This is a genomic window from Pseudotabrizicola sp. 4114 (assembly GCF_031457365.1).
Taxonomy (GTDB): domain Bacteria; phylum Pseudomonadota; class Alphaproteobacteria; order Rhodobacterales; family Rhodobacteraceae; genus Pseudotabrizicola.
Window position 1 is genome coordinate 127,124 of sequence record NZ_JAVDWP010000002.1, and the last position, 20,850, is coordinate 147,973.

Genomic DNA, 20,850 nt, shown 5'->3' on the forward strand with positions numbered 1-20,850 from the left:
CTCCGAGGCCTGAGATCAGGCCCCGGCCTCCTCGGGCTCGGAGTCGTCAGCGTCATCGGCTGCCGGTTCCATTTCGGTCGGGTCCACCCAGCCAAGCATGACGCGTGCCGTCATGACCATGGTCTGAGCTTCTTCCAGGCTGACGTCGAAGGTCTCCAGAATACCGTCGTCCTTTTTGCGTTGTCCGTTTTCGGTGGTCCAGCCGCCCGCAAGCTCCCAGTCGGCGCAGGTTGCAAAGTCTTCCAGCGTCTTGATGCCGTCCTTGGCAAGCGCTTCCAGCATCTGCGGGGTCAGACCCTCAAAGTTGATCAGGCTCTCTTCGACACCCATGCTGCGGGCGTTTTCCAGCGCCTTGCGGGCCTGCTCTTCCAGATAATCGCGGGCGCGGGCCTGCAATTCGGCTGCGGTGCCTTCGTCGAACCCGTCGATGGACAGCAGTTCGTCAGCCTCGACATAGGCCACTTCTTCCAGATTGCCGAATCCTTCGGAAACCAGAAGCTGGGCCATCATCTCGTCCACATCCAGCGTATCCATGAACAGCTTGGTGCGCTCGGCGAATTCGGCCTGACGGCGCGACGATTCCTCGGCCTCGGTCATAATGTCGATGTCGAGCCCGGTCAACTGGCTGGCAAGACGCACGTTCTGACCCCGGCGACCGATCGCCAGCGACAGCTGTTCATCGGGCACGACGACTTCGATCTTGCCGGCCTCTTCGTCGATCACAACTTTCGACACTTCCGCCGGTTGCAGCGCGTTCACCAGGAAGGTCGCCTGATCCTGATTCCACGGAATGATGTCGATCTTCTCGCCTTGCAGCTCGTTGACCACGGCCTGAACCCGGCTGCCGCGCATACCGACGCAGGCACCGACCGGGTCAATCGAGTTGTCATAGGAAATCACGGCAATCTTGGCGCGCGAACCGGGGTCACGGGCCACGGCCTTGATCTCGATGATGCCGTCATAGATTTCAGGCACTTCCATCTTGAACAATTCGGCCATGAACTGCGGGTCGGTCCGCGACAGGAAAACCTGCGGGCCGCGCGCTTCGCGGCGCACATCCTTGATAAAGCAGCGGATACGGTCGCCGATGCGATACGCTTCGCGGCCAATCTTTTCGTTCCGGCGCAGGATGCCTTCGCCACGGCCCACGTCGACGATGACGTTGCCATACTCTTCGCGCTTGACCACGCCGTTGATGATCGTGCCCTTGCGGTCGCGGAATTCCTCAAACTGACGATCCCGCTCGGCTTCGCGCACGCGCTGCAGCAGCACCTGCTTGCCGGACTGCGCCGCGATTCGGCCCAGATCGACCGGGGGAACCTCGTCGATGACCTCATCACCGATCTGCGGATCGGCGAGGTAGTTCTTGGCCTGCTTGACGGTCAGCTGGGCGTGGTGATTCTCGATCAGATCATCTTCCATCACGGTCCGCACCCGGGCAAAGGTGGCGCGGCCGGTCTTGCGGTCGATGTTTACGCGGATATCAAGCTCAGACCCGTAGCGCGACTTGGCGGCACGGGCGAGCGTTTCTTCCATCGCCTGGATCACCAGATCCGGGTCGATCATCTTCTCACGGGCCACCGCTTCGGCGGTCTGGAGAAGTTCAAGCTGGTTGGCAGAGGTAATCGCCATCGGTCAACTCCCGGTCTTAGTGTTTGGTTTCTTCGGCGGGGTCTTCTTCCTCGCCTTCGGATTGCTCAATCTCGTCGAAATCCGCTTCGTCGAATGTGCCGCTTGCCTTTTTCTGGCGCAGCATTTCAGCGATCAGATCATCGGTCAGCATCAGCTTGGCATCAGACAGCCAGTCGAACCGCAGCCCGATGGTCACCTCTTCGCCGTGTTCCTCGATCTGGACCAGGACTTCCTCATCCTCGACCCCGGCCAGCGTGCCCTTGAAGCGGCGGCGGCCGTCGATCAGTTCGGTCGTTTCGATCCGGGCTTCCCAGCCCTTCCACATCTCGAAATCCTTGAGACGCGTCAGCGGGCGGTCAATGCCGGGCGACGAGACCTCAAGCACATAGTTGTCCTCGACCGGGTCTTCGACATCCAGCACCGCCGACACGGCGGTCGAGATGGTCGCGCAGTCTTCGACCACGATCCCGCCATCCGGACGGTCTGCCATGATCTGCAGAATGCGCGTCTTGCCGCCCATCAGGCGCACGCGCACCAGTTCAAATCCCAGCCCCTCAATCACGGGGCCGATGATGCCGGCAAGGCGGCGGTCGATGGCGGTTTTGGCAATAAGATCGGTCATGGCCAGGAAGGTATCCAAAAATGAAAAACGGGCCGCCAGGCCCGTAAACTTAGCTCGGGTGTCTCGGGTTTGGACCCCGACACGATGAAAAATCAATATGACACACCGGCCCGCAATGCAAGGGCACAACGGATGTCACGCAATGAAAAACGGCGGACTCAAAAGTCCGCCGCGATCCATGTGCTCAGAACGATTACTGCTTGAAGGCAGTTGTCGTGGTTGTGGTTGAACCATCGTTATTCACAACCGTGATAACAAGCAGGGCGCCGATAACCGTCATGGTCACGATCGCGCCAGCGGTCAGACCGCCCGCGCCACCGACCAGACCTTGAAGGCCCTGCGGCATAGATGTCGCCTGACCCGTAGCCGTAACCTGAGCCGAAGCAGATCCTGCGAGTGCAGCCGAAAGAGCCAAAGCAGAAAGCGTAAAAGCGATATTTTTCATGATCACCATCCTAGTATAAGTTAAATCCAAATTTAGCCCTCCACATCAGGTCTGGCAACCCTCTATGTCTCTCAATCCGGCCCTGGCACGCGCAACGCCGCAATATGTTGCCGATATGCCTAATCTATCAGCCGCTCTGTAAAGATATAGCCGAATTCTGCGCTGACCCGCTGACGCGACGCCCGCATCACCCCCGACGCGTCGCGCCAATAGTCATTGGTGAAACGATCTGATTCGTTGGCGCAAACTTCGCGAAAGTGCCGGGCCGTGAACTTGCGCTCCAGCACAACAAGGCTCTCGGCACCCAGGTCGGAAATCGTGCAGTCATAGGTAACCAAAGAAAGGCTGTTCCCGCCGTCCATCAGCCGGTGTGTTCGCTTTGACGGGCCAGGGGCACCACGGCCTTCCAGCACGTTCAACATTTGCGGCGCCGAGACCGAGTAAACATCCGCCCCCAGCCCATGCGTCTGCGTCACCAACCCCGATCGCATCGTGATGCTGGCCTTGTCAGGCGAGTACCAGATCTGCGACGGCCCATTTGTTTGTGCCACATACAACAGGGTAAACTGGTTGGTGTTCTCAACGCGGGCCCGGATCAACGAATCGTCGATCCCGGCCAGTTGGGCGCGCGTCAAAAGAACCGCCGTGTTGGGCGCGGCGGCAGCGGCCGCCCTGCGCTGCACCACCTGATCCTTAACGAGTCGGGCCAAGACCACGCCCTGACCCTCAGTGCCGCGATCCGCCGAGGAACAGGCGGCCAGCAGAAGGGCCATCACAACGGGAAGTATCCGGAGATACGTCATTTCCAGAACCTTCCCCACTGTTCGCCATAGGTTATGGCATCGTCTTGTTTCAGCACGTCGTACAGGCGATCCCGAACATCCAGCCGCGCCCCGCCGTCGCGCGTTGTAGGGCGCAGCACAGCGTTGTAGCGGGTTTGGCTGGGCTGCCCGGTGATCCATGTCAACGGAATGGTGACCCGGATTCCCTTGTCAAAAGAGCCTTCGCCAAACTCCTCTGCCGATACATTTGTCTTGGTCGCAAACGCTCCGACCCGCCAGCCATTGCCAAATTCGCGATCAAGGCTCAACGTGGCACCAACATCGCCCGCAAGATAGCGTCCGACATCCAGCTGTGCGCTATATCCCTTGCCCAGATCCGCATAGGCAGAAACATGCCCGGTCAGAACATCGTAATCCTGAAGCCCGAACCGCATATCCGTCGCGCGTTGCTTGGCATAGTTCACCTCGACGCCGAGTGCATAGCGCGAATCCGGTCGCTTCCAGAGCAGTTCCCCTGATACCCCCGCGAACATCGGCTCCAGATAGCCAATCGTTCCGCGCGCATACAGATTGGCCGCCGGACGCGCGAACTTTGCCACGGTCAGATACTCCAGCGCAGGGTCACCGTCCCTGTCATACAAAGGGTAATCCGTCCGCACGCGCGGCAAGACCGAATTGGATGCAGGCCGTGGGTCATCAAGATTCCCAACGACCCGTTTGCGAACCGACCCTGCGATTTCCAGGCCGGGTGTTATCTCAAACTGGGCGCTCGCCCGCAGACCGGTCTCAGCCCGGAATGGGTTATCCGGGTCGAAGTAACTGGTCCGGAAATAGGGCCCGACACTCCATGAAAGCCGGGGGTAAAGATCGTCCACCGGAGGCGGCGCAGGATAACGCGCAGCGTCATCTATGCTGACCACCGACCAGGACGCCTCGGATGCGTTGGGTTCCGGCTCCAGCCGCTCAAGATCGGAACGCCGGATGGTCACTGCAACCGTGGGCTGGCCCTTGACCATCGGAATGATGCGGAACTCTTCGACAGAGGCGGGAAGCATGAAGGCCATCGCCCGCGCCGCCCGCCCGATCGCGTTCGGGCGCGAATCAAATTTGCCATCAATGATGCGCAATTCAGCGGTCGTTGCATCCACGCGCAACGACTGAACCTTGATCCCGTCTGGTTCAAGCTGGCGACCAATGTTGCCGGCCAGCAATTCGGGCGCATCACTTTGTGACACCCATGACGCTGACCACGCCTCCGGCGACGATCCTCTGGGCGGCCGCACCTTTACCGGCAGCGGGGCCGTATAGGCGTAGGGGGTCATCGGCTGCTTCGGGTTGGCCGTGAACGACAAGTTCACCCCCACCTCAGAGCCATACATCGAATAAACGCCAACACGCACCCGCGAACTTGCCTGATACTCGATCCCGAAGTTCAGAGGGCTACGCTTGTCAAAGGTGCCACGCTTGCCAGCCTCTTCGCGGTAAGCATCCGACGAATATTCGGCCTTGGCCGTCCACTTGTCGTTGATCTGCCACTCTATCCCGGCAAAGGGGGCTGCAGGGCCGCGGAACCATTGGTCAAAGTTAAAGCTGCCACCCGTACCAACCTCAAGCGAGGGGCGGTCGCCAAACGGGCTGCCGATGGATTTGTGGCTGCCCAGCCGACCCCAGCCCAGACCGGCTGTTACCTTTAAATCCGGGGTCACATGTTTGGTCGCAACAACATACTCGCCTGCGATCACACCGGTCCCCGCGAAATCCTGCAGCCCGATGACGACGGCAGGCATATAGCGCCCCTCATCCAAGATCTGATAGCGCAGGTCAAAGGAGCGGTCGAAATAGGTGTCGAACTGGTTCACCCCACCGCAATTCGGCGGGCAAAAGCGCTTGTTCCAGTCGCGCACACCCTGATAGCGAAAGCTGCCCGAAAGACGCGGCGTGATCTGAAAGCTGAGTGTCGAGCGGCTGATGGGACCAAAATGGCTGCTGGTGCCCGTCAGAATTCCATCCGGCTGCATCTCAGCCGAAGGCATGTCGATCAGGCCGGTCGCCCCATACATGTTCAGGGTCGGGCGGGTTTCTGGCCGGGCAGGACCCGCCCCCAAGACACCGATTGACACCAGTGTCGCAAGTGCCGTTGACATCTTTGGCCTGATCATCCGGCTGTCGTCCTCTTTACGCAAGTTCAAGGTAGCATATACAAGCTGCATGCCGTCACAATGGCAGAGCATACTTTGCTTTGGATATGGTGCAAAGCTGCACGTTCAGGCGCCGATCCGTTCCCGACGGATGGCCGATGTTTCAGAGCTGCCATAGCCTTCGACATAGGCCTCGATGACCTGACGGGCTGCGGGTGCATTGCCGACCGCAACCGCGTTGCGCAATTCGCGCAAGGCCGAGGTCATTTCCATGCTTGTCAGGCCACGCTCTTGCACCCGCAGGATTTTTTCATGCGGCGTGGTCAGCATTCCGGGCTGAATCAACAGCTCTTCGTGCAGCTTTTCACCGGGGCGCAGGCCTATGACCGACACCTCGATATGGCCGTCAGGATTTTCGGGCGATTTGACCGTGTATCCGGCGGCCTTGATCATCCGTTCGGCAAGATCCCGGATCCTGATCGGCTGCCCCATGTCGAGCACAAACAGGTCACCCTCATGCGGGCCGCGTGACATCGAAAGCCCGCCGGCGATAAGCACCAGACACGCAGCCTCCGAAATGGTCATGAAGTAGCGGGTCACATCTTCGTGCGTCAGCGTGACCGGCCCGCCCTTTTTGATCTGTTCGCGGAACAGCGGCACGACAGAGCCGGAACTGCCCAGAACATTGCCAAACCGCACAATCGAAAAATCGGTGCTGGTCGAGCGTCGTGCCATATCCTGCACGACAAACTCCGCCATCCGCTTTGACGCGCCCATCACGTTGGTCGGGCGCACGGCCTTGTCAGTCGAGATCAGAATGAACCGCTTTACGCCCTCTTCCAGCGCGGCTTCGGCCAGTGTCCGCGTGCCCAGCACGTTGTTGACCAGACCGGCAATCGGATTCGCCTCAACCAGAGGCACATGCTTGTAGGCAGCGGCATGCAGGATCACATCCACCTTGTACTCAGCCAGAACTGCCCGGACCTGACGCGATTCGGTCACAGTGCCAAGAACGGGGACAAAACTGATCCCCTCGGCATCGACACGGTCCGCCATTTCGCGCTCAATCGTGTAAAGTGCAATTTCGCTGACTTCGAACAACACGATCCGGGCGGGCCGGTAGCGAATCAGCTGACGGCACAATTCAGACCCGACCGAGCCGCCTGCCCCGGTCACCAGAATGCTTTTGCCACCATAGGCGTCACTCGCCTCGGGCCGCAGATCGTTGACCGGATCACGCCCCAGAAACACGCCGGGCGACACTGGCGCCAGCGTATCGAGAATCACCTCGGTCCCGACCAGTTGGGCAAAGGATGGCAGCGCGTGCACATCAAGGCCCCGCGACACCAGATCACGCGCAATCGCCGCCTGCCGCGCCATCGACGCTGAAGGCATGGCCAGCAGCACACGCTCCACATCATAGCGGGTCACGATACGCTCCAGCTGGTTGGCCGGATAGACCTTCAGCCCCATCAGGGTCATCCCCTGAACCGACGTGCTGTCATCGACAAAGGCCACCACATGAATGCTTTCATGCGAGCGCAGCGCAGAGGCCAGCATCGTTCCGGTGCTGCCTGCGCCGTAGATCACGACGTTGCGCCGGACTTGCCCCTGGCGCAAAACCGACAGCAACAGACTGAGCAGCGCAAATCGCGTCAGCACCATCGAAAGCACAAAGATCAACAGAAACAGCGGTATACCCGCGACAGGCAGGGAAAACCCGGTATAGATTTTTGCCAGCCAGAGCCCCAGCGCCGCAAACAAGGCCAGAAGTCCGGTCTTGATCGCGCCAACCGCCTCATACGCCTTAAGCTTGATCAGCGGAATGCCCAGTAACGGCGAGCCGCCGGCGGTACACAATGTCACCACCAGAAAGCCATAGACGCCCCTGCTGGCCATGTCAGAGGCAATGGCCGCCGGGTACAAAAGGTAAAAGCAGGCCAGAAGCGAGAGCGGGGCCAGAACGATATCCACGCTCAACAAAATCGCCTGCTTCTGATGCCGGGACAGACGCCCGACAAACCAAAGCAAAAACCTTGATGTTCTTTTCGTCAAATCTGACTACTCCGGGGATTCAATAACTATCTCACAAGGCGAAGGCTGGAACAATTCTCTGTTGAATGGGTGCTGCATAGACCGAACCACAACATCAATCAACCTTTACGCCTTTCCGTTCACGGCGGGTCACGCCACGCACGGTATCGACCATAAGCTTAACATCTGTGCAAATATTCCGGCGTTTGCTGTAAATCTCATCCAGATGCGCCTTTCTGGGGATGCAGCGCCGGACATAAACCTCATCCGTCTGCTCGGCCGTGACGCACGCGCGCAAAAGCTGCTCTTCGCGCCTGTGGAAATGCAGCGTCGCAAGCCCCGTCACACCTGGCCTTGCAGTCAGCACCCGGGCATAAATATCGGGGAAACGCTCGACATAGCTGCGCAAGGGCGGTCTTGGCCCTACAAAGCTCATGTCGCCTTTCAGGACGTTCCACAGCTGTGGAATTTCATCGGCGCGGTATTTGCGTAGCCATTTTCCCATCGGTGTCACGCGATCTGCCTTGTCGCCGCCCGAGACGCCCGAATCTGCCTCCACCACCCGCATTGTCCGCAGCTTCCACAGCAGGAATGGCCGTCCCGGCGCATGCATCCGTTCCGAGACGTAAAAAACCGGGCGGCCTTCGCGCAGCAGCAGATAGATCAGCAACAGCCCGAATGGCAGCGCCAGCAGCACGCCCAGAAACAGGGCGCCCGCAATGTCGAACAGGCGTTTTGTCGGAGTCATGCGCGGACCCCGTCTGCACCAGACATCATCGGGCGACGCGTTTCAGCCATCGGCTTCCAGCCGCGTCCGCATTTCCCGCAACACGGGCACCAGTGCCCGGACCCGCTCTGCCCCCAACGCCTGCACCACCTCTGCGATCAACGGGGCGACCGCCTGCACCGCCGCATCCCGTGCAGCCCGACCCGAAGGGCTGATCGCCACGAACTTGCGCCGTGCATCATCCCAGTCGGGGCGGATGTGCACGTGACCCGCCCATTCCAGCTTGGCCAAGGTATTGGTCATTGCCCCCCGCGTCACATGGAACGACCGGGCAAGCTGCGCCGGCGTGCGTTCCTCATTCAGCCGCGCGAGATGGTTCAATACGCCGAAATGCGACAGCTCCATCCCCTTTGGCAGCACCTTGGAAATCCGGTTGCGTGCCAGTTGATCGGCCATGAACAGTTCGCCGAACAGCGCCACCGCGATTTCCTCGACGCGCTCTTTCTCGCTCATGGCGCGGTGAACTCCCGGTCATGGGTCAGCGACGGCACCCGCGCCCGCGCCAAAGCCACCCGCGACAGATCAAGATCGGCGAAAACCACGCCCGGCTGATCACCACCATCGGCCAGCACCTCGCCCCAGGGTGCGATTGCCAGCGAATGCCCGTGCGTCTGCCGCCCTTTGCCCGCCGCTTCAGGATGAAAACCTGTCTGCGCCGGGGCCAGCACGAAGCACCCGGTCTCAATCGCCCGCGCACGCAGCAGCACCTCCCAGTGCGCCGCGCCGGTGATGTGGTTGAACGCGGCCGGAACCGTCAGAATATCGGCCCCCGCCTGCGCCAGAGCGCGGTACAGATAGGGAAACCGCACATCATAGCAGACCGACAGTCCCACGCGGCCAAAGGGTGTTTCCGCCACCACGGCCTGCGCCCCAGGACGATAGCCTGCCGATTCGCGGTAAGACTCCGTCTCTGACACGGTCACATCAAACATGTGGATCTTGTCATAGCGCGCCACCACGCCGCCATCTGGCCCCACCAGAAACGAGCGGTTGGCAAAGCGGCCATCCGGATCGGTGGTCTTTAACCCCAGCGAGCCGATCAGCAGCCAGATGCCCAGAGCGTTTGCTTCGGCCCGCAAAGCGGCAAGCGTCGGGTCATCCGCCTCCAGATGAAACACCGCGTGCTGATGGTCGCGACTGGACGACAGCGCATTGGTGCATTCCGGCGTCAGCACGAAACCGCCGCCGCCCGCCGCCGCCGCCCGCACCAGTGCAAGCGTCTCAGCCAGGTTCGTGGCCGGGTCATCGCTGACCGTCAGTTGCACCAGTGCCGCGCGCATCAATCGGCCAAAAGCGGATCAAGCGCGCCGCGATGATCCAGCGCATGCAGATCATCACTGCCGCCGACATGCTGCCCACCGATGAAAATCTGCGGCACCGTGCGCGACCCACCCGCCCGCAGGGTCATTGCCTGACGCAAAGCGGGGTCACGGCTGACATCGGTTTCGGCATAGGCCACACCCTTTTTGTCCAGCAATCGCTTGGCAGCGATGCAATAGGGGCAATAGGGCGTGGTGTAGATTTCGACGGGCTTCATGGCACTTCCTGCGCAGATCGTGGCGTTGCGGCGGACTATACGGATTTAACCCTCCTTCGCAACGCGACACAGCACCAGAACCGAGATGTCGGCGGCCCCTGTCGCAAGGCACGCCTCTGCCGCAGCCGCCAGCGTGGCGCCCGATGTCATCACATCATCGACCAGCAAGACATGCCGCCCGTCAACCAGCCCCCTGCGACGCGGATGCACGCGGATACTCTCGGCCAGATTGGCAAAGCGCCCGTCGCGAGTCCTGCCCTCCTGACTCTGGGTGTTCCGCTGGCGTTGCAAAAGGTCAGGGCAATGCGCCAGTCCCGACAGCCGCGCCAGCTGCGCTGACAGCAGGGCAGACTGGTTGTAGCGCCGCCGCAACAACCGCAGCCAGTGCAGCGGCACCGGAGCGATCAGCATATCCGGTTGCAGGATCGGCTGCGCCGCCCGCATCAACCAACCGCCCGCAGGCCGCGCCAGATCAATCCGGTCGGCGTGTTTCAGCTGCAAAACCATGCTCCGTGCCCGGTCGCGGTACAGCATCGCCGCCCGCCCGCGAGACCAGGGGCGGGCAATGGTCAGGCATTCATCGCAATGCACCGGATGGCCGGGGTCCTGCCCGGGCAGGGGGACACCGCATGTGTCACAGACCAGCCCGGTGACAAACGGCGTCTCGCGCCAGCACGCACCACACAACCCGAAATCGGTGGAAACCATTGCATCGCATGCCACGCATTGCGGCGGATAGACCATGTGCAGCAGGGCCGCTTGCATTCCCACCGTCATCCCCCCATCTTCCGCGCCATGCAGACGCCACCCATCCTGACCGACCGCCCCGCCCTGTTGCGCAACCGCACCCGGGCTACCGAGTTCTTTTTGCACGACGAGGCGCATGCCGAAGTTCAGGAAAGACTGATCGAGGTTAACAGAAGGTTTACGTCGCCAGCTGTTGTCACGGGTTTTCCCGCTATCTGGCGGGATATCGGCACAGTTGTGGCCGATGACGACCTGCTCTCGCTTGCTCCCGGCGCGCATGATCTGGTGATCCATGCGCTGTGCCTGCACTGGGCCAATGATCCGGTCGGCCAGCTTGTGCAATGCCGCCACGCCCTGCGCCCGGATGGGCTGTTTCTGGGCCTGATGTTCGGCGGCCAGACCCTGCACGAGCTGCGCGCCTGTCTGGCCGAGGCCGAGGCCGAGGTGACGGGCGGCCTCTCGCCGCGCGTGCTGCCGATGGGGGAAATCCGCGATCTGGGCGGGCTGCTACAGCGTGCAGGGTTTGCGCTGCCCGTCGCCGACAGCTTTACCAAAACCGTGCGCTACCGCGACGCGCTGCACCTGATGCGCGACCTGCGCCTGATGGGCGAGGCGAACGCACTCGCGGCCCGTCTGCGCCGCCCGACCCGCCGCGCCGTGCTGCTGCGCGCCGCCGAGATTTATCAGGCGCAATATGCCGATGCCGAAGGGCGGATCCCGGCCACGTTTGAAATCATCTGCCTGACCGGCTGGGCGCCAGACGCCAGCCAGCCAAAGCCGCTGAAACCCGGCTCTGCGGCTCAAAGATTGGCCGATGCGCTGAATGCGGCGGAAATGCCGCTGCCTTCCGTCCCGCGCGAAGGTTGACCCGCGCGCATAAGCCTATATGTCCCGCTTAACTTCTGATCAGCCAAGGATGCCACGCGATGCTCGATGCCAAGCACGGACTGCCCCATGCCCCGCAGGCCTCTGTCATTGAGCCCGGGCAGGGCCGCCTGACCCATGCGCCGGCGGATCACCCCCCGGTGCGGCAAGCAAAGATCGGCGTTCTGGTGGCCAATCTCGGCACGCCGGACAATTACGACTACTGGTCGATGCGTCGCTACCTGAATGAGTTTCTGTCGGACAAACGCGTCGTCGATTACTCCAGCTGGTTGTGGCAACCCTTGCTACAACTGGTAATCCTGACCAAGCGCCCGTTTTCTTCCGGTGCCAACTACAAGCTGATCTGGAATCACGATCGGAACGAAAGCCCGCTGCTGACCATCACCAAGGACCAGACGCGCAAACTGGCTGAAAGCGTCGCCGCGCAATACGGCGAAGGCGTGATGGTTGATTTCTGCATGCGCTATGGCAACCCGTCGACAGCCTCAAAGGTCCGCGCGATGGTCGAGGCCGGGTGCGAGAAGATCCTGTTTTTCCCGCTTTATCCGCATTACGCGGGCGCCACATCGGCCACCGCGAATGACGAATTCTTCCGTGCCCTGATGAAGGAAAAGCGCCAGCCGTCGGTCCGCACCGTGCCGGAGTATTTTGACCATCCGCTCTACATCGACGCGCTCGCGCAATCGGTGGAGCGGGTCTATGCCACGCTGGACGCAAAGCCCGATGTGCTGGTGGCCAGCTACCACGGCATGCCGAAACGCTATCTGATGGAGGGTGACCCCTATCATTGCCAATGCGCCAAGACCTCGCGCCTGCTGCGCGAGCGTCTGGGCTGGGACAAGGGGTCGATCGACACCACTTTCCAGTCGGTCTTTGGCCCCGAAGAATGGCTGAAGCCCTATACGGTAGAACATGTGGCCGAACTGGCAAAACAGGGCAAAAAGAACATCGCCGTCATGGCCCCGGCCTTTTCCGCCGACTGCATTGAAACGCTCGAAGAGATCAACGGCGAGATCCGCGAAGCGTTTGAACACGCAGGTGGCGAAAGCTTTACCTATATTCCATGCCTGAACGACGATGATGCGCATATCACTGCACTGATGGCTGTGATTTCAGAGAACCTGTCAGGTTGGCTGCGCTAACGCAGCCACCATAAAAAAGCCCGGCACAGCCGGGCTTCAGAAACAGAAAAAGGCGGTGGGAGAACCCACCGCCTTTTCCTTGAATTGATCGTGAGATCAGTTCGAAGCAGCAGCTGCGATGATCAGCAGGAGCAGCAACGGAACAACGATGCCACCAGCCGAAGACGATGTCTCAGCAGCAACAACAACCGGCTCCATAACCGGTTCGACCATACCACCAGCGAAAGCGGTGGAAGCAGCAACCGTCAGAGCGGCAGCGAGCGCAAGTTTCTTCATAATAACCTCCAGTTATCGCATACCGCCGAATGTTGCAGAGGCGACGGCATGCACCCAAGACTGTACCTCGTATCGACTTCATAACCAGCTTAGCACAGGATTTGCAATCTGGCTTGTTGAAGCAGGCCTCGCTTCACCGACTTGTCGTCAAATTAGCAACACCTGTGTTCCAACCTTTGTCATCGCGAACAGTTCCGAGATGTGTTCATTATAAAGCCCGACACATCCATTGGATGACCGACGACCGATCTTGCGCGTATCATGCGTGCCGTGGATCCGGTAATATGTCCAGGACAGGTAAAGCGCGTGTGATCCCAATGGGTTATCGGGCGACCCGCCTTCGACAACATCCGGCCATTCCGGGTTGCGTTCTTTCATCGACGGGGTTGGCCGCCAGCTTGGGGCAACCACCTTCTGCACCACTTCCGTCCGGCCCCGGCGCGTCAGATCTTCCGACAGCGGAACTGACGTTGGGTAAAGCCGGTAGGTGGCCTGATCGTCTGACCAGTAATGCAGCGCGCGTGAGGTCAGATCGACCAGAATCGCGCCGTTACGGGTATTGTCAAAATAGTCCTGCCAGCGCAGCATCCGAAAACTGGACACGTTGTTCCGGACACTTCCGGCTGCAACACTTGCGTCCATTTCTGTCGATCCGTTCATCGCAAAGGCGGGGCTCAGGCCTGCACCCAACCCTGCAGCAGCTGTTCCCAGAAACGCCCGGCGGTTCAGTCTTGTCCGATCTTCGACACTCATACGAGGTCTCCTGAGGTTGATTTATTGCGGGTTTCATACTCCGATCGGCCAAGGCCCGCAAATCAAACCGCTGTCAACCTGCAGGGTCACGCAGAGTTGGGTTTGAAATACCAGAGCGGTTTCGTTACACAGCGCAGGAAACATGGTGCCTTCGGGCCGGAACGATCGGAATTCACGATGAACAGACGCCTGGTCCTGACCCTCGGCGCAGTTGGGCTTCTTTCGGCATGTGTCCAGCAGACTGCCGCAGTGCCTCTCGATGCCAGCGGGCAACCTCTGCCGCAGGTCTACAAGATTGCCCCCGGCACCGAGAACGAGGTTTCGTTCCGGCTGCTTGATTCGGTCAACGCCCTGCGCGGCGCCCAGAACGCCCAGCCTCTGGCGTTCAACGCCGCGCTGAACGCCGCCGCCGCGACCCATGCACGTGACATGTCGGTGCAGAACCGGCCCTGGCACTTTGGCTCTGACGGCTCATCGCCGCTGACCCGGGTGCAGCGTGTCGGCTACACGGCCAGCCTCAAGGGCGAGCTGATTTCCGAAACCTTCGAGACCGAGCTGGTGACGCTGGCAGCCTGGATGAAACAGCCCGAAACCCGCGCCATCATTCTGGACCCTTCGGCCCGCGACATCGGTTTTTCCTGGTATCAGGAGCCGAATGGCAAGATCTGGTGGTGCCTCGTCACCGGGGGTTGATCCCCCGGTACCGTCTCAACGCAGGATCTGGATCGGCGTGCCATTTTTGACCATGGCATAGATGCGTTCCATCTCTTTGTCGGTCACGGCAATGCAGCCGGCGGTCCAGTCCCGGCGCGACACTTTCCGATTTGGCGCGCCGTGAATGAAGATGTCTCCCCCCGGAGATTTGCCCAGTGACTTTGCATATTCACGATCGGCCTGATTTGGGTATGAGATGCCGATCGACAGGTGGAATTCGGAATTCGGATTGCGGCGGTCGATGATGTAGGTGCCTTCCGGCGTCCGCCCGTCGCCTTCAAATTGCTTATGGCCCACCGGCGCAAAGCCAAGGGCGATATCGTAGGATTTCAGCACCTTTTCGTGGTGCAGCAGATACATTTTCCGCGCGCCCTTGTGGACCTGAACCGAGGTCACCTCCGGGCCATTGTAGGTTTTGAACTTACTTTTGTTGCCACAGGCTGCCAGCCCAAAGGCCAACGCCAACAGCACCAATACCCGAAGAAACCGCATCTGCCTGCCCCGCTTTTTTATGCCCGCATACCGAACTTTGCCGGTCCTGCCTAGCGGGTTTGGCCGGTCACCTGCTCACGGGTGTGTCATCGCCTTTGGCCAGACGGGCCTCGATCGCCACCAGACGCGCCAGCACCTCGTCGCGGTAGGCGTCGGTCTTCAGATTGTCCTCGGCGGAATGCGCATCCTGCATCGAGTTCACGATCAGACCGACCAGCAGGTTCACCACCGCAAACGTAGTGACCATGATGAAGGGCACAAAGAACATCCACGCCTGCGGAAACGCATCCATCACCGGACGGACGATGCCCATCGACCAGCTTTCCAGCGTCATGATCTGAAACAGCGTATAGGCCGAATTGCCCAGATCGCCGAACCACTCGGGGAACGCCGCGCCAAACAGCTTGGTCGCCATCACCGAGCCGATGTAGAAGATGATCGCCATCAGCAGGAACACCGACCCCATGCCGGGCAGCGCGGTGATGAACCCCTCCACCACGCGCCGCAGGCTTGGCGCGACCGAGATCACGCGCAGCACCCGCAAGATCCGCAGCGCCCGCAGCACAGACAGCCCCTGCCCGGCAGGCACCAGCGCGATACCCACGATCACAAAGTCAAACAGGTTCCAGCCATTGCGGAAATAGCGCAGACCCTGCGCGTAAAGTTTCGCGGCAATCTCGGCCACAAAGATCGCAAGGCAGACCTTGTCCAGAAACAGGATCACGCCGCCCATCCGCGCCATCACCGAAGACGATGTTTCAAGCCCCAGGATCACCGCGTTGAACAGGATCACCCCGATGATGGCATTCCTGACCAGCGGTCGGTCCAGCCACTCACCTACACTTGCGCGCGTCATCATCTTCTCCTGATCGGGGCCGGGCTTTGGCCGGTCCAACTATGTCAGGGGATATGCTACCGAACGAAGCGGCCGACAAGTTCCACATGCGCTGACCAGCGAAATTGATCGACCACCTGCACCCATTCCAGCAGATACCCTGCCTGAACGAGTATTTTCGCATCCCGCGCAAAGGTCACCGGGTTGCACGATACCATGGCAATCACCGGCACCTTCGAGTCCGCCAGACAGCGCATCTGCGCCTCGGCCCCGGCGCGCGGCGGGTCGATCACCACGCCGGTCACATATTTGAACTCATCCGGCTCCAGCGGGCGGCGGAACAGGTCGCGCGCCTCGGCCTTGATCGGCTTCAGCCCTTCGGTATTGCGTGACGCCTTGTCCAGCGCGGCCACCATTGCCGGGTCACCTTCGACAGCGTGAACCTCGGCCATTTCGGCCAGTGGCAGGGCAAAAGTCCCGATGCCTGCGAACAGATCGACGATCTTTTTCTGCGGCCCCAATGCCTCGCGAACCGTCTCTAACAAAGCCTTTTCGCCATGTTCGGTCGCTTGCAGGAACGCGCCCGCAGGGGGCGCCACGCGCGCCTTGCCGATGGTCTGGATCGGTGTCGCCCGCAGCGCAACCGTCTCGCCGTCCCAGGTCAGCCGCGCCATCGCATGCGCCTCGACCACCCGGGCCAGCTCCAGCCGCAGCGCACCGTCCAGCGGCTTGCCGCCCGTCACCACCACATCCGGCCCGCCCAAGGCGCGCGTCACCATCAGCGACACTTCCTGCGAACGTGACCCGCCCAGGCGCACCAGCTCTTCCAGCCCCGGCATCGCGGCCATCAGATCGGGATGCACCAGCTGACAATTCGGGATCTGCACCAGCGCATCGGAGCCCCGGGCATGAAACCCGATCATCGACCCGCCCTTGGTGCGCCGCGCGGCAAAGGTCGCCCGCCGCCGCGACCGGGGCGGAGAGGTCAGAATCGGCCGGAACGGTGCATGCAGTCCCTGACCCGCCAAAGCGCCCTCGACATGCGCCGTCTTCCAGTCGGCGACCGTCGGATCAGACGCATGCTGCATCAGACAGCCGCCACAGGTCCGCGCATGCGAACAGGGTGGCTTGATGCGGGCCGCACTTGGCGTCACGATTCTGGTGTTGACCAGACGGTCGCCCTCCAGATCGCCCTCGACCACCTCGCCGGGCAGCATTCCGGCCACAAAGACCGGCCCGTTCTCGCCCTGCGCGATCCCATCGCCAAGGTGTCCCAGCCGGTCAATTGTAAGTATCACTCTGCCGCTTCCTTTTCATCCGACCCGATGAACCCGCCCGACTGGCGGTTCCAATAGCGGGCATACAGGCCATCTTGCGCCAACAGCGCCTCGTGTGTGCCTTCTTCGACAATCCGGCCGTCGTCAAGCACCACAATCCGGTCCATCGCCGCGATGGTGGACAGGCGGTGTGCAATCGCCAGCACGGTCTTGCCCTGCATCACCCGGTCCAGCGCAGACTGAATATTAGCCTCGACCTCGGAATCCAGCGCCGATGTCGCCTCATCCAGCACCAGAATCGGCGCATCCTTGACGAAGGCCCGCGCAAGGGCAATCCGCTGCCGTTGCCCGCCTGACAGCTTGACGCCGCGTTCGCCAAGGAACGCGGCATAGCCCTTGCGCCCGGTGTGGTCGATCATCTGGCTGATAAAGCCGTCGGCCTCGGCGGCACGCGCCGCCGCGATGATCTCATCCTCGGTCGCATCCGGGCGGCCATAGGCGATGTTATCGCGAGCCGACCGGTTGAACATCGCGGTTTCCTGCGTGACCATCCCGATCTGCCGCCGCAGACTTTCCTGCGTGACATGACGCACATCCTGCCCATCGACCACAATAGCGCCTTTTTCGCAATCATAGAGCCGCAGAAGCATGGCAACCAGCGTTGATTTCCCGGCACCACTTGCCCCGACGATGCCCAGTTTTTCCCCGGCCCGGATGGTCAGGTTCAGGTCTTCGACCCCACCCCGCCGCCTGCCATAGGCAAAGCTCGCCCCCGCAAAGGTGATCTCGCCCCGCACCTTCTCCAGAGTCACCGCATCATGCGCATCCGCAAGCTGATGTGGCACAGACAGGGTTTTCATCCCATCCTCAACCTCACCCACCGATGTGTAAATCGACATCAGCGTAAAGCTGACCCAACCCGACATCTGCGCGATCCGCATGGCAATCGCGCCTGCCGCCGCAATCGCGCCCGCCGTTGCGTTGCCTTGCTGCCAAAGCACCACCGTGCCACCGATCAGCAGCACCGGCAGAACCCCCGCCACCGTCATCAGTGACAACCGGAACCAGGTGGAGATCACCCCGAATTCGAGACTGCGCTCGCGGAAAACCTCCATTGCTTTCAGCGCGACGCGGTCTTCGAACGCGGCATGGGCAAACAGCTTTACCGTCTTGATATTGGTGATGGTATCCACCACCTGCCCGGTCACCATCGCCCGTGCCGAGGCGCGCGCAGCAGAATTTACCCGCACCCGCGGCATGAAAAATCGGATCAGACCCACATAGACCACCAGCCAGACCGCCAGAGCCAGCGCGATCCGCGCGTCGATCACCACCAGAAACACGACCGACCCGATCACCGAGGCAAGCGCAAAGCACACCGTGTTGATCACCTCGGTCGCCACATCCGTCACCGCGCGCGCCGCCTGCATCTGCTTTTGCGCAATCCGGCCCGCGAAATCGTTGTCAAAGAACGTGACCGCCTGCCCCAGCGTCCAGCGGTGCAGGCGCGACAGCACCAGCGGCAGGACATTCGGCCCGACCACAATGCTGTTCGACGCCGCGGCAATGCCAAATGCCATCGGCCGCAGGACCAGATAGAACAGCACGAACAGGCCGATCAAGGCAGCGTGATCACCGAAAAACCGCTCCGGCCCCGCGTTCAGGGCCGCGTCAATCACCCAGCCCAGAATGACGGCCGAAACCACCTCTGTCGCCCCGGCAACCGAAGAAAACACCCCGGCCAGCCCCAGCATCGGCCACGACCCCCTCAGGCACCACCGCATGAAGGGCCACAACTGTTGCGGCGGCTGCCCGTCAGCCGGGCGAAAGGCGTCAATGAATCCGCCCAGCCGTTTCAGAACGCTCATGCCGTCTCCTCAAGCCCGATGAATCCGCCAGACTGGCGCGCCCAGAACCGGGCATATAGCCCGTTCAACGCCAATAGCTCGGCATGTGTTCCCTGCTCGGCGATATGGCCTTCCTCCAGCACCACGATCCGGTCCATCATGGCAATGGTTGACAGGCGGTGCGCAATCGCGATCACCGTCTTGCCCTGCATGACGCCAAACAGCGCCTCCTGAATCGCCGCTTCGGCTTCTGAGTCCAGCGCACTGGTCGCTTCATCCAGAATCAGGATCGGCGCATCCTTTAGGATCACCCGCGCCAACGCCACCCGCTGCCGCTGCCCGCCCGACAGCTTGACCCCGCGCTCGCCGACATGCGCATCGTAGCCGCGCCGCCCTTCCGGGTCTTCCAGCGTCAGGATGAACTCATGCGCGTCGGCGCGACGGGCCGCTGCGATCATATCGGAATCGGACGCATCAGGCCGGCCATACAGAATGTTGTCGCGGACCGAGCGGTGCATCAGGCTGCTGTCTTGCTGCACCATGCCGATCACCCGGCGGACCGAGTCCTGACCCACCTGCGCAATATCCTGACCGTCGATCCGGATCACACCACCCTCGGTATCGTAAAACCGCAAAAGCAGCTTTACGAGGGTCGATTTCCCGGCCCCCGACCGCCCGACAACGCCGATCTTTTCACCCGGATGCACCGTCAGCGACAGATCCTGCAATCCGCCCGAGCCACGGCCGTAATGATGGCTCACCCCGTCCAGTTCGATCTTGCCAGCGGTCAGCGTCAGGGGCTTTGCCCCTGGCTTGTCGACCAGCTGTATCGGCTGTGTAATGGTCTCCATCCCTTCGGCCACCACACCCAGCGCCTGCACCAGTGAGGTAAAGGCCCACATGATCCAGTACGTCATGTTGTTCAGCCGCAAGACAAGCGCGGTCGCCGCCGCCACGGTGCCGACCGACGCCTGCCCCTGATACCACAGGATCAGCGCCCAGCCGGTCACGCCCACGATCAGGCCGCCATTCAGAACGGTCAGCGCCAGATCCATCTTGGTGACGATCCGCATCTCTTTGGCAAAGGTCGTGCGGGCGTTTTCAATCGCATCCTTGGCGTAGGTCAGCTCCATGTCGTGATGCGCGAACAGTTTGACCGAGTGGATGTTGGTATAGGCATCCACCACCCGCCCCGTCACCGCCGAGCGCGCGTCAGAACTGGCCTTGGCCGCAGGACCTGCCCGCCGCACCGTCCAGTGCACCAGCCAGCCATAGAGCACGAACCAGATGACCAACGGCAGCAGCAGCCGCACATCCGCCCCCGCCAGCATGATCCCGGCGCCCACCACCGTCACGCTGGCAAATGCCACCGCGTCAAAGGTCTGAAACACCGCATCCCCCGCCGCCGGAGGGGTCTGCATGATCCGGTTGGCGATCCGCCCGGCAAAATCACTCTCGAACCAGCCCACAGGTTGCCGGATCACATGGGTATGCGCCCGCCAGCGGATCATGGTGCCAAAGTTCGGCAGAATGGTGTTGTGCAGCAACGCCACATTTGCCACCAGCAGAATGGGCCGCAGGATCAGGATCGCCGCAGCCACCAGCAGAATTTCGGTGCCGTAATCGGCCCAGACCGCCTGCGGCCCGGTGGTGGACAGCAGATCGACCAGCCGCCCGACATACCAGATCAAGGCAACATCGGCGAAGGCCGAGACCACCGACAAAGCTGCTGTAACAGCAAAAACCCCGCGGAACGGGATGATATATTGCTTGAGAAATGGCCACAGTTTACGCGGCGGCGTATCGGTCTGCTCATAGGGACCATACGGATCCACGAGCCTTTCAAAATAGGAAAACACGGGAAACAGCCTTTTGCGGGTTACCGCTGGCATATACTCCCATTAA

Annotated in this window: 21 protein-coding genes; 3 read left to right on the forward strand and 18 right to left on the reverse strand. The window is 61.2% G+C overall.

Features of this window, described 5'->3' with window-relative positions; translation table 11 throughout:
- Positions 1 to 15 precede the first annotated feature (15 nt).
- The 11 genes from nusA to J2X53_RS05225 all read right to left on the reverse strand — a co-directional run bounded on the left by nusA (position 16) and on the right by J2X53_RS05225 (position 10,748).
- Positions 16 to 1,632, reverse strand: a complete 1,617-nt coding sequence (gene nusA / locus J2X53_RS05175) for a transcription termination factor NusA (RefSeq protein WP_349036413.1) — start codon at positions 1,630 to 1,632, stop codon at positions 16 to 18.
- Between the two features lie 16 nt (positions 1,633 to 1,648).
- Positions 1,649 to 2,254 carry a ribosome maturation factor RimP gene (gene rimP / locus J2X53_RS05180; RefSeq protein ID WP_118151397.1) on the reverse strand — a complete coding sequence of 202 codons (606 nt, stop codon included), beginning with the start codon at positions 2,252 to 2,254 and terminating at the stop codon, positions 1,649 to 1,651.
- Between the two features lie 193 nt (positions 2,255 to 2,447).
- Positions 2,448 to 2,699 carry a hypothetical protein gene (locus J2X53_RS05185; protein ID WP_349036414.1) on the reverse strand — a complete coding sequence of 84 codons (252 nt, stop codon included), beginning with the start codon at positions 2,697 to 2,699 and terminating at the stop codon, positions 2,448 to 2,450.
- 119 nt (positions 2,700 to 2,818) lie between these two features.
- On the reverse strand, positions 2,819 to 3,472 hold the full coding sequence (locus J2X53_RS05190; RefSeq protein ID WP_349036415.1) for a YjbF family lipoprotein: 654 nt from the start codon (positions 3,470 to 3,472) through the stop codon (positions 2,819 to 2,821).
- A 26-nt stretch (positions 3,473 to 3,498) separates the two neighbouring features.
- Positions 3,499 to 5,625 carry a YjbH domain-containing protein gene (locus tag J2X53_RS05195; protein WP_349036416.1) on the reverse strand — a complete coding sequence of 709 codons (2,127 nt, stop codon included), beginning with the start codon at positions 5,623 to 5,625 and terminating at the stop codon, positions 3,499 to 3,501.
- Positions 5,626 to 5,745: 120 nt separating this feature from the next.
- On the reverse strand, positions 5,746 to 7,593 hold the full coding sequence (locus J2X53_RS05200; protein ID WP_349036846.1) for a nucleoside-diphosphate sugar epimerase/dehydratase: 1,848 nt from the start codon (positions 7,591 to 7,593) through the stop codon (positions 5,746 to 5,748).
- A gap of 175 nt (positions 7,594 to 7,768) precedes the next feature.
- Positions 7,769 to 8,401 carry a sugar transferase gene (locus J2X53_RS05205; protein ID WP_349036417.1) on the reverse strand — a complete coding sequence of 211 codons (633 nt, stop codon included), beginning with the start codon at positions 8,399 to 8,401 and terminating at the stop codon, positions 7,769 to 7,771.
- A gap of 42 nt (positions 8,402 to 8,443) precedes the next feature.
- Positions 8,444 to 8,893 (reverse strand): MarR family transcriptional regulator, encoded by a 450-nt coding sequence (locus J2X53_RS05210; RefSeq protein ID WP_349036418.1) that lies wholly within the window; start codon positions 8,891 to 8,893, stop codon positions 8,444 to 8,446.
- The gene (locus J2X53_RS05215) at positions 8,890 to 9,720 is read right to left on the reverse strand and encodes a carbon-nitrogen hydrolase family protein (RefSeq protein ID WP_349036419.1); all 831 of its coding nucleotides are present in this window, start codon (positions 9,718 to 9,720) and stop codon (positions 8,890 to 8,892) included. The genes J2X53_RS05210 and J2X53_RS05215 overlap by 4 nt, the downstream gene beginning before the upstream one ends.
- Positions 9,720 to 9,977 carry a glutaredoxin 3 gene (gene grxC, locus J2X53_RS05220; protein ID WP_349036420.1) on the reverse strand — a complete coding sequence of 86 codons (258 nt, stop codon included), beginning with the start codon at positions 9,975 to 9,977 and terminating at the stop codon, positions 9,720 to 9,722. The genes J2X53_RS05215 and grxC overlap by 1 nt, the downstream gene beginning before the upstream one ends.
- A gap of 45 nt (positions 9,978 to 10,022) precedes the next feature.
- Positions 10,023 to 10,748: a double zinc ribbon domain-containing protein gene (locus J2X53_RS05225; protein WP_349036847.1), complete on the reverse strand. Its 726-nt coding sequence runs from the start codon at positions 10,746 to 10,748 to the stop codon at positions 10,023 to 10,025.
- Between the two features lie 24 nt (positions 10,749 to 10,772).
- Between J2X53_RS05225 and J2X53_RS05230 the strand changes: the two genes are divergently transcribed.
- Together J2X53_RS05230 and hemH are read left to right on the forward strand one after the other, a co-directional pair.
- Entirely contained in the window at positions 10,773 to 11,591 is an 819-nt protein-coding gene (locus tag J2X53_RS05230) for an SAM-dependent methyltransferase (RefSeq protein WP_349036421.1), read from the forward strand.
- A 59-nt stretch (positions 11,592 to 11,650) separates the two neighbouring features.
- The gene (gene hemH / locus J2X53_RS05235) at positions 11,651 to 12,751 is read left to right on the forward strand and encodes a ferrochelatase (protein WP_349036422.1); all 1,101 of its coding nucleotides are present in this window, start codon (positions 11,651 to 11,653) and stop codon (positions 12,749 to 12,751) included.
- 96 nt (positions 12,752 to 12,847) lie between these two features.
- Here the strand turns inward: hemH and J2X53_RS05240 are convergent, their stop codons facing one another.
- Together J2X53_RS05240 and J2X53_RS05245 are read right to left on the reverse strand one after the other, a co-directional pair.
- A complete protein-coding gene (locus tag J2X53_RS05240) occupies positions 12,848 to 13,027 on the reverse strand; it encodes a hypothetical protein (RefSeq protein WP_118151421.1) in 180 nt (59 codons plus the stop codon).
- Positions 13,028 to 13,174: 147 nt separating this feature from the next.
- The gene (locus tag J2X53_RS05245; protein WP_349036423.1) at positions 13,175 to 13,780 is read right to left on the reverse strand and encodes a L,D-transpeptidase; all 606 of its coding nucleotides are present in this window, start codon (positions 13,778 to 13,780) and stop codon (positions 13,175 to 13,177) included.
- Between the two features lie 177 nt (positions 13,781 to 13,957).
- On the opposite strand from J2X53_RS05245, the gene J2X53_RS05250 reads away from it, so the two are divergent.
- Positions 13,958 to 14,473 carry a CAP domain-containing protein gene (locus tag J2X53_RS05250; RefSeq protein WP_349036424.1) on the forward strand — a complete coding sequence of 172 codons (516 nt, stop codon included), beginning with the start codon at positions 13,958 to 13,960 and terminating at the stop codon, positions 14,471 to 14,473.
- A 15-nt stretch (positions 14,474 to 14,488) separates the two neighbouring features.
- On the opposite strand, the gene J2X53_RS05255 is transcribed toward J2X53_RS05250, so the two are convergent.
- The 5 genes from J2X53_RS05255 to J2X53_RS05275 form a co-directional block, all read right to left on the reverse strand.
- Positions 14,489 to 14,986 (reverse strand): L,D-transpeptidase family protein, encoded by a 498-nt coding sequence (locus J2X53_RS05255; RefSeq protein ID WP_349036425.1) that lies wholly within the window; start codon positions 14,984 to 14,986, stop codon positions 14,489 to 14,491.
- A 67-nt stretch (positions 14,987 to 15,053) separates the two neighbouring features.
- A complete protein-coding gene (locus tag J2X53_RS05260) occupies positions 15,054 to 15,845 on the reverse strand; it encodes an ion transporter (protein ID WP_349036426.1) in 792 nt (263 codons plus the stop codon).
- Positions 15,846 to 15,898: 53 nt separating this feature from the next.
- The gene (locus J2X53_RS05265) at positions 15,899 to 17,119 is read right to left on the reverse strand and encodes a class I SAM-dependent RNA methyltransferase (protein WP_349036427.1); all 1,221 of its coding nucleotides are present in this window, start codon (positions 17,117 to 17,119) and stop codon (positions 15,899 to 15,901) included.
- Complete coding sequence (locus J2X53_RS05270) at positions 17,116 to 18,966, reverse strand: ABC transporter ATP-binding protein (RefSeq protein ID WP_349036428.1); 1,851 nt, start codon at positions 18,964 to 18,966, stop codon at positions 17,116 to 17,118. Before J2X53_RS05270 ends, J2X53_RS05265 begins: the two co-directional genes overlap by 4 nt.
- Entirely contained in the window at positions 18,963 to 20,804 is a 1,842-nt protein-coding gene (locus J2X53_RS05275; protein WP_349036429.1) for an ABC transporter ATP-binding protein, read from the reverse strand. Before J2X53_RS05275 ends, J2X53_RS05270 begins: the two co-directional genes overlap by 4 nt.
- Positions 20,805 to 20,850 lie beyond the last annotated feature (46 nt).

Excerpts from the sequence above, each read along its gene's own strand:
- J2X53_RS05215 (WP_349036419.1), bottom strand. The coding sequence starts at position 9,720 with ATGCGCGCGGCACTGGTGCAACTGACGGTCAGCGATGACCCGGCCACG.
- J2X53_RS05230 (WP_349036421.1), top strand. The coding sequence starts at position 10,773 with ATGCAGACGCCACCCATCCTGACCGACCGCCCCGCCCTGTTGCGCAAC.
- hemH (WP_349036422.1), top strand. The coding sequence starts at position 11,651 with ATGCTCGATGCCAAGCACGGACTGCCCCATGCCCCGCAGGCCTCTGTC.
- J2X53_RS05210 (WP_349036418.1), bottom strand. The coding sequence starts at position 8,893 with ATGAGCGAGAAAGAGCGCGTCGAGGAAATCGCGGTGGCGCTGTTCGGC.
- J2X53_RS05195 (WP_349036416.1), bottom strand. The coding sequence starts at position 5,625 with ATGTCAACGGCACTTGCGACACTGGTGTCAATCGGTGTCTTGGGGGCG.
- J2X53_RS05270 (WP_349036428.1), bottom strand. The coding sequence starts at position 18,966 with ATGAGCGTTCTGAAACGGCTGGGCGGATTCATTGACGCCTTTCGCCCG.
- J2X53_RS05260 (WP_349036426.1), bottom strand. The coding sequence starts at position 15,845 with ATGATGACGCGCGCAAGTGTAGGTGAGTGGCTGGACCGACCGCTGGTC.
- grxC (WP_349036420.1), bottom strand. The coding sequence starts at position 9,977 with ATGAAGCCCGTCGAAATCTACACCACGCCCTATTGCCCCTATTGCATC.
- J2X53_RS05205 (WP_349036417.1), bottom strand. The coding sequence starts at position 8,401 with ATGACTCCGACAAAACGCCTGTTCGACATTGCGGGCGCCCTGTTTCTG.
- nusA (WP_349036413.1), bottom strand. The coding sequence starts at position 1,632 with ATGGCGATTACCTCTGCCAACCAGCTTGAACTTCTCCAGACCGCCGAA.
- J2X53_RS05245 (WP_349036423.1), bottom strand. The coding sequence starts at position 13,780 with ATGAGTGTCGAAGATCGGACAAGACTGAACCGCCGGGCGTTTCTGGGA.
- J2X53_RS05185 (WP_349036414.1), bottom strand. The coding sequence starts at position 2,699 with ATGAAAAATATCGCTTTTACGCTTTCTGCTTTGGCTCTTTCGGCTGCA.
- J2X53_RS05240 (WP_118151421.1), bottom strand. The coding sequence starts at position 13,027 with ATGAAGAAACTTGCGCTCGCTGCCGCTCTGACGGTTGCTGCTTCCACC.
- J2X53_RS05190 (WP_349036415.1), bottom strand. The coding sequence starts at position 3,472 with ATGGCCCTTCTGCTGGCCGCCTGTTCCTCGGCGGATCGCGGCACTGAG.
- J2X53_RS05250 (WP_349036424.1), top strand. The coding sequence starts at position 13,958 with ATGAACAGACGCCTGGTCCTGACCCTCGGCGCAGTTGGGCTTCTTTCG.
- J2X53_RS05255 (WP_349036425.1), bottom strand. The coding sequence starts at position 14,986 with ATGCGGTTTCTTCGGGTATTGGTGCTGTTGGCGTTGGCCTTTGGGCTG.
- rimP (WP_118151397.1), bottom strand. The coding sequence starts at position 2,254 with ATGACCGATCTTATTGCCAAAACCGCCATCGACCGCCGCCTTGCCGGC.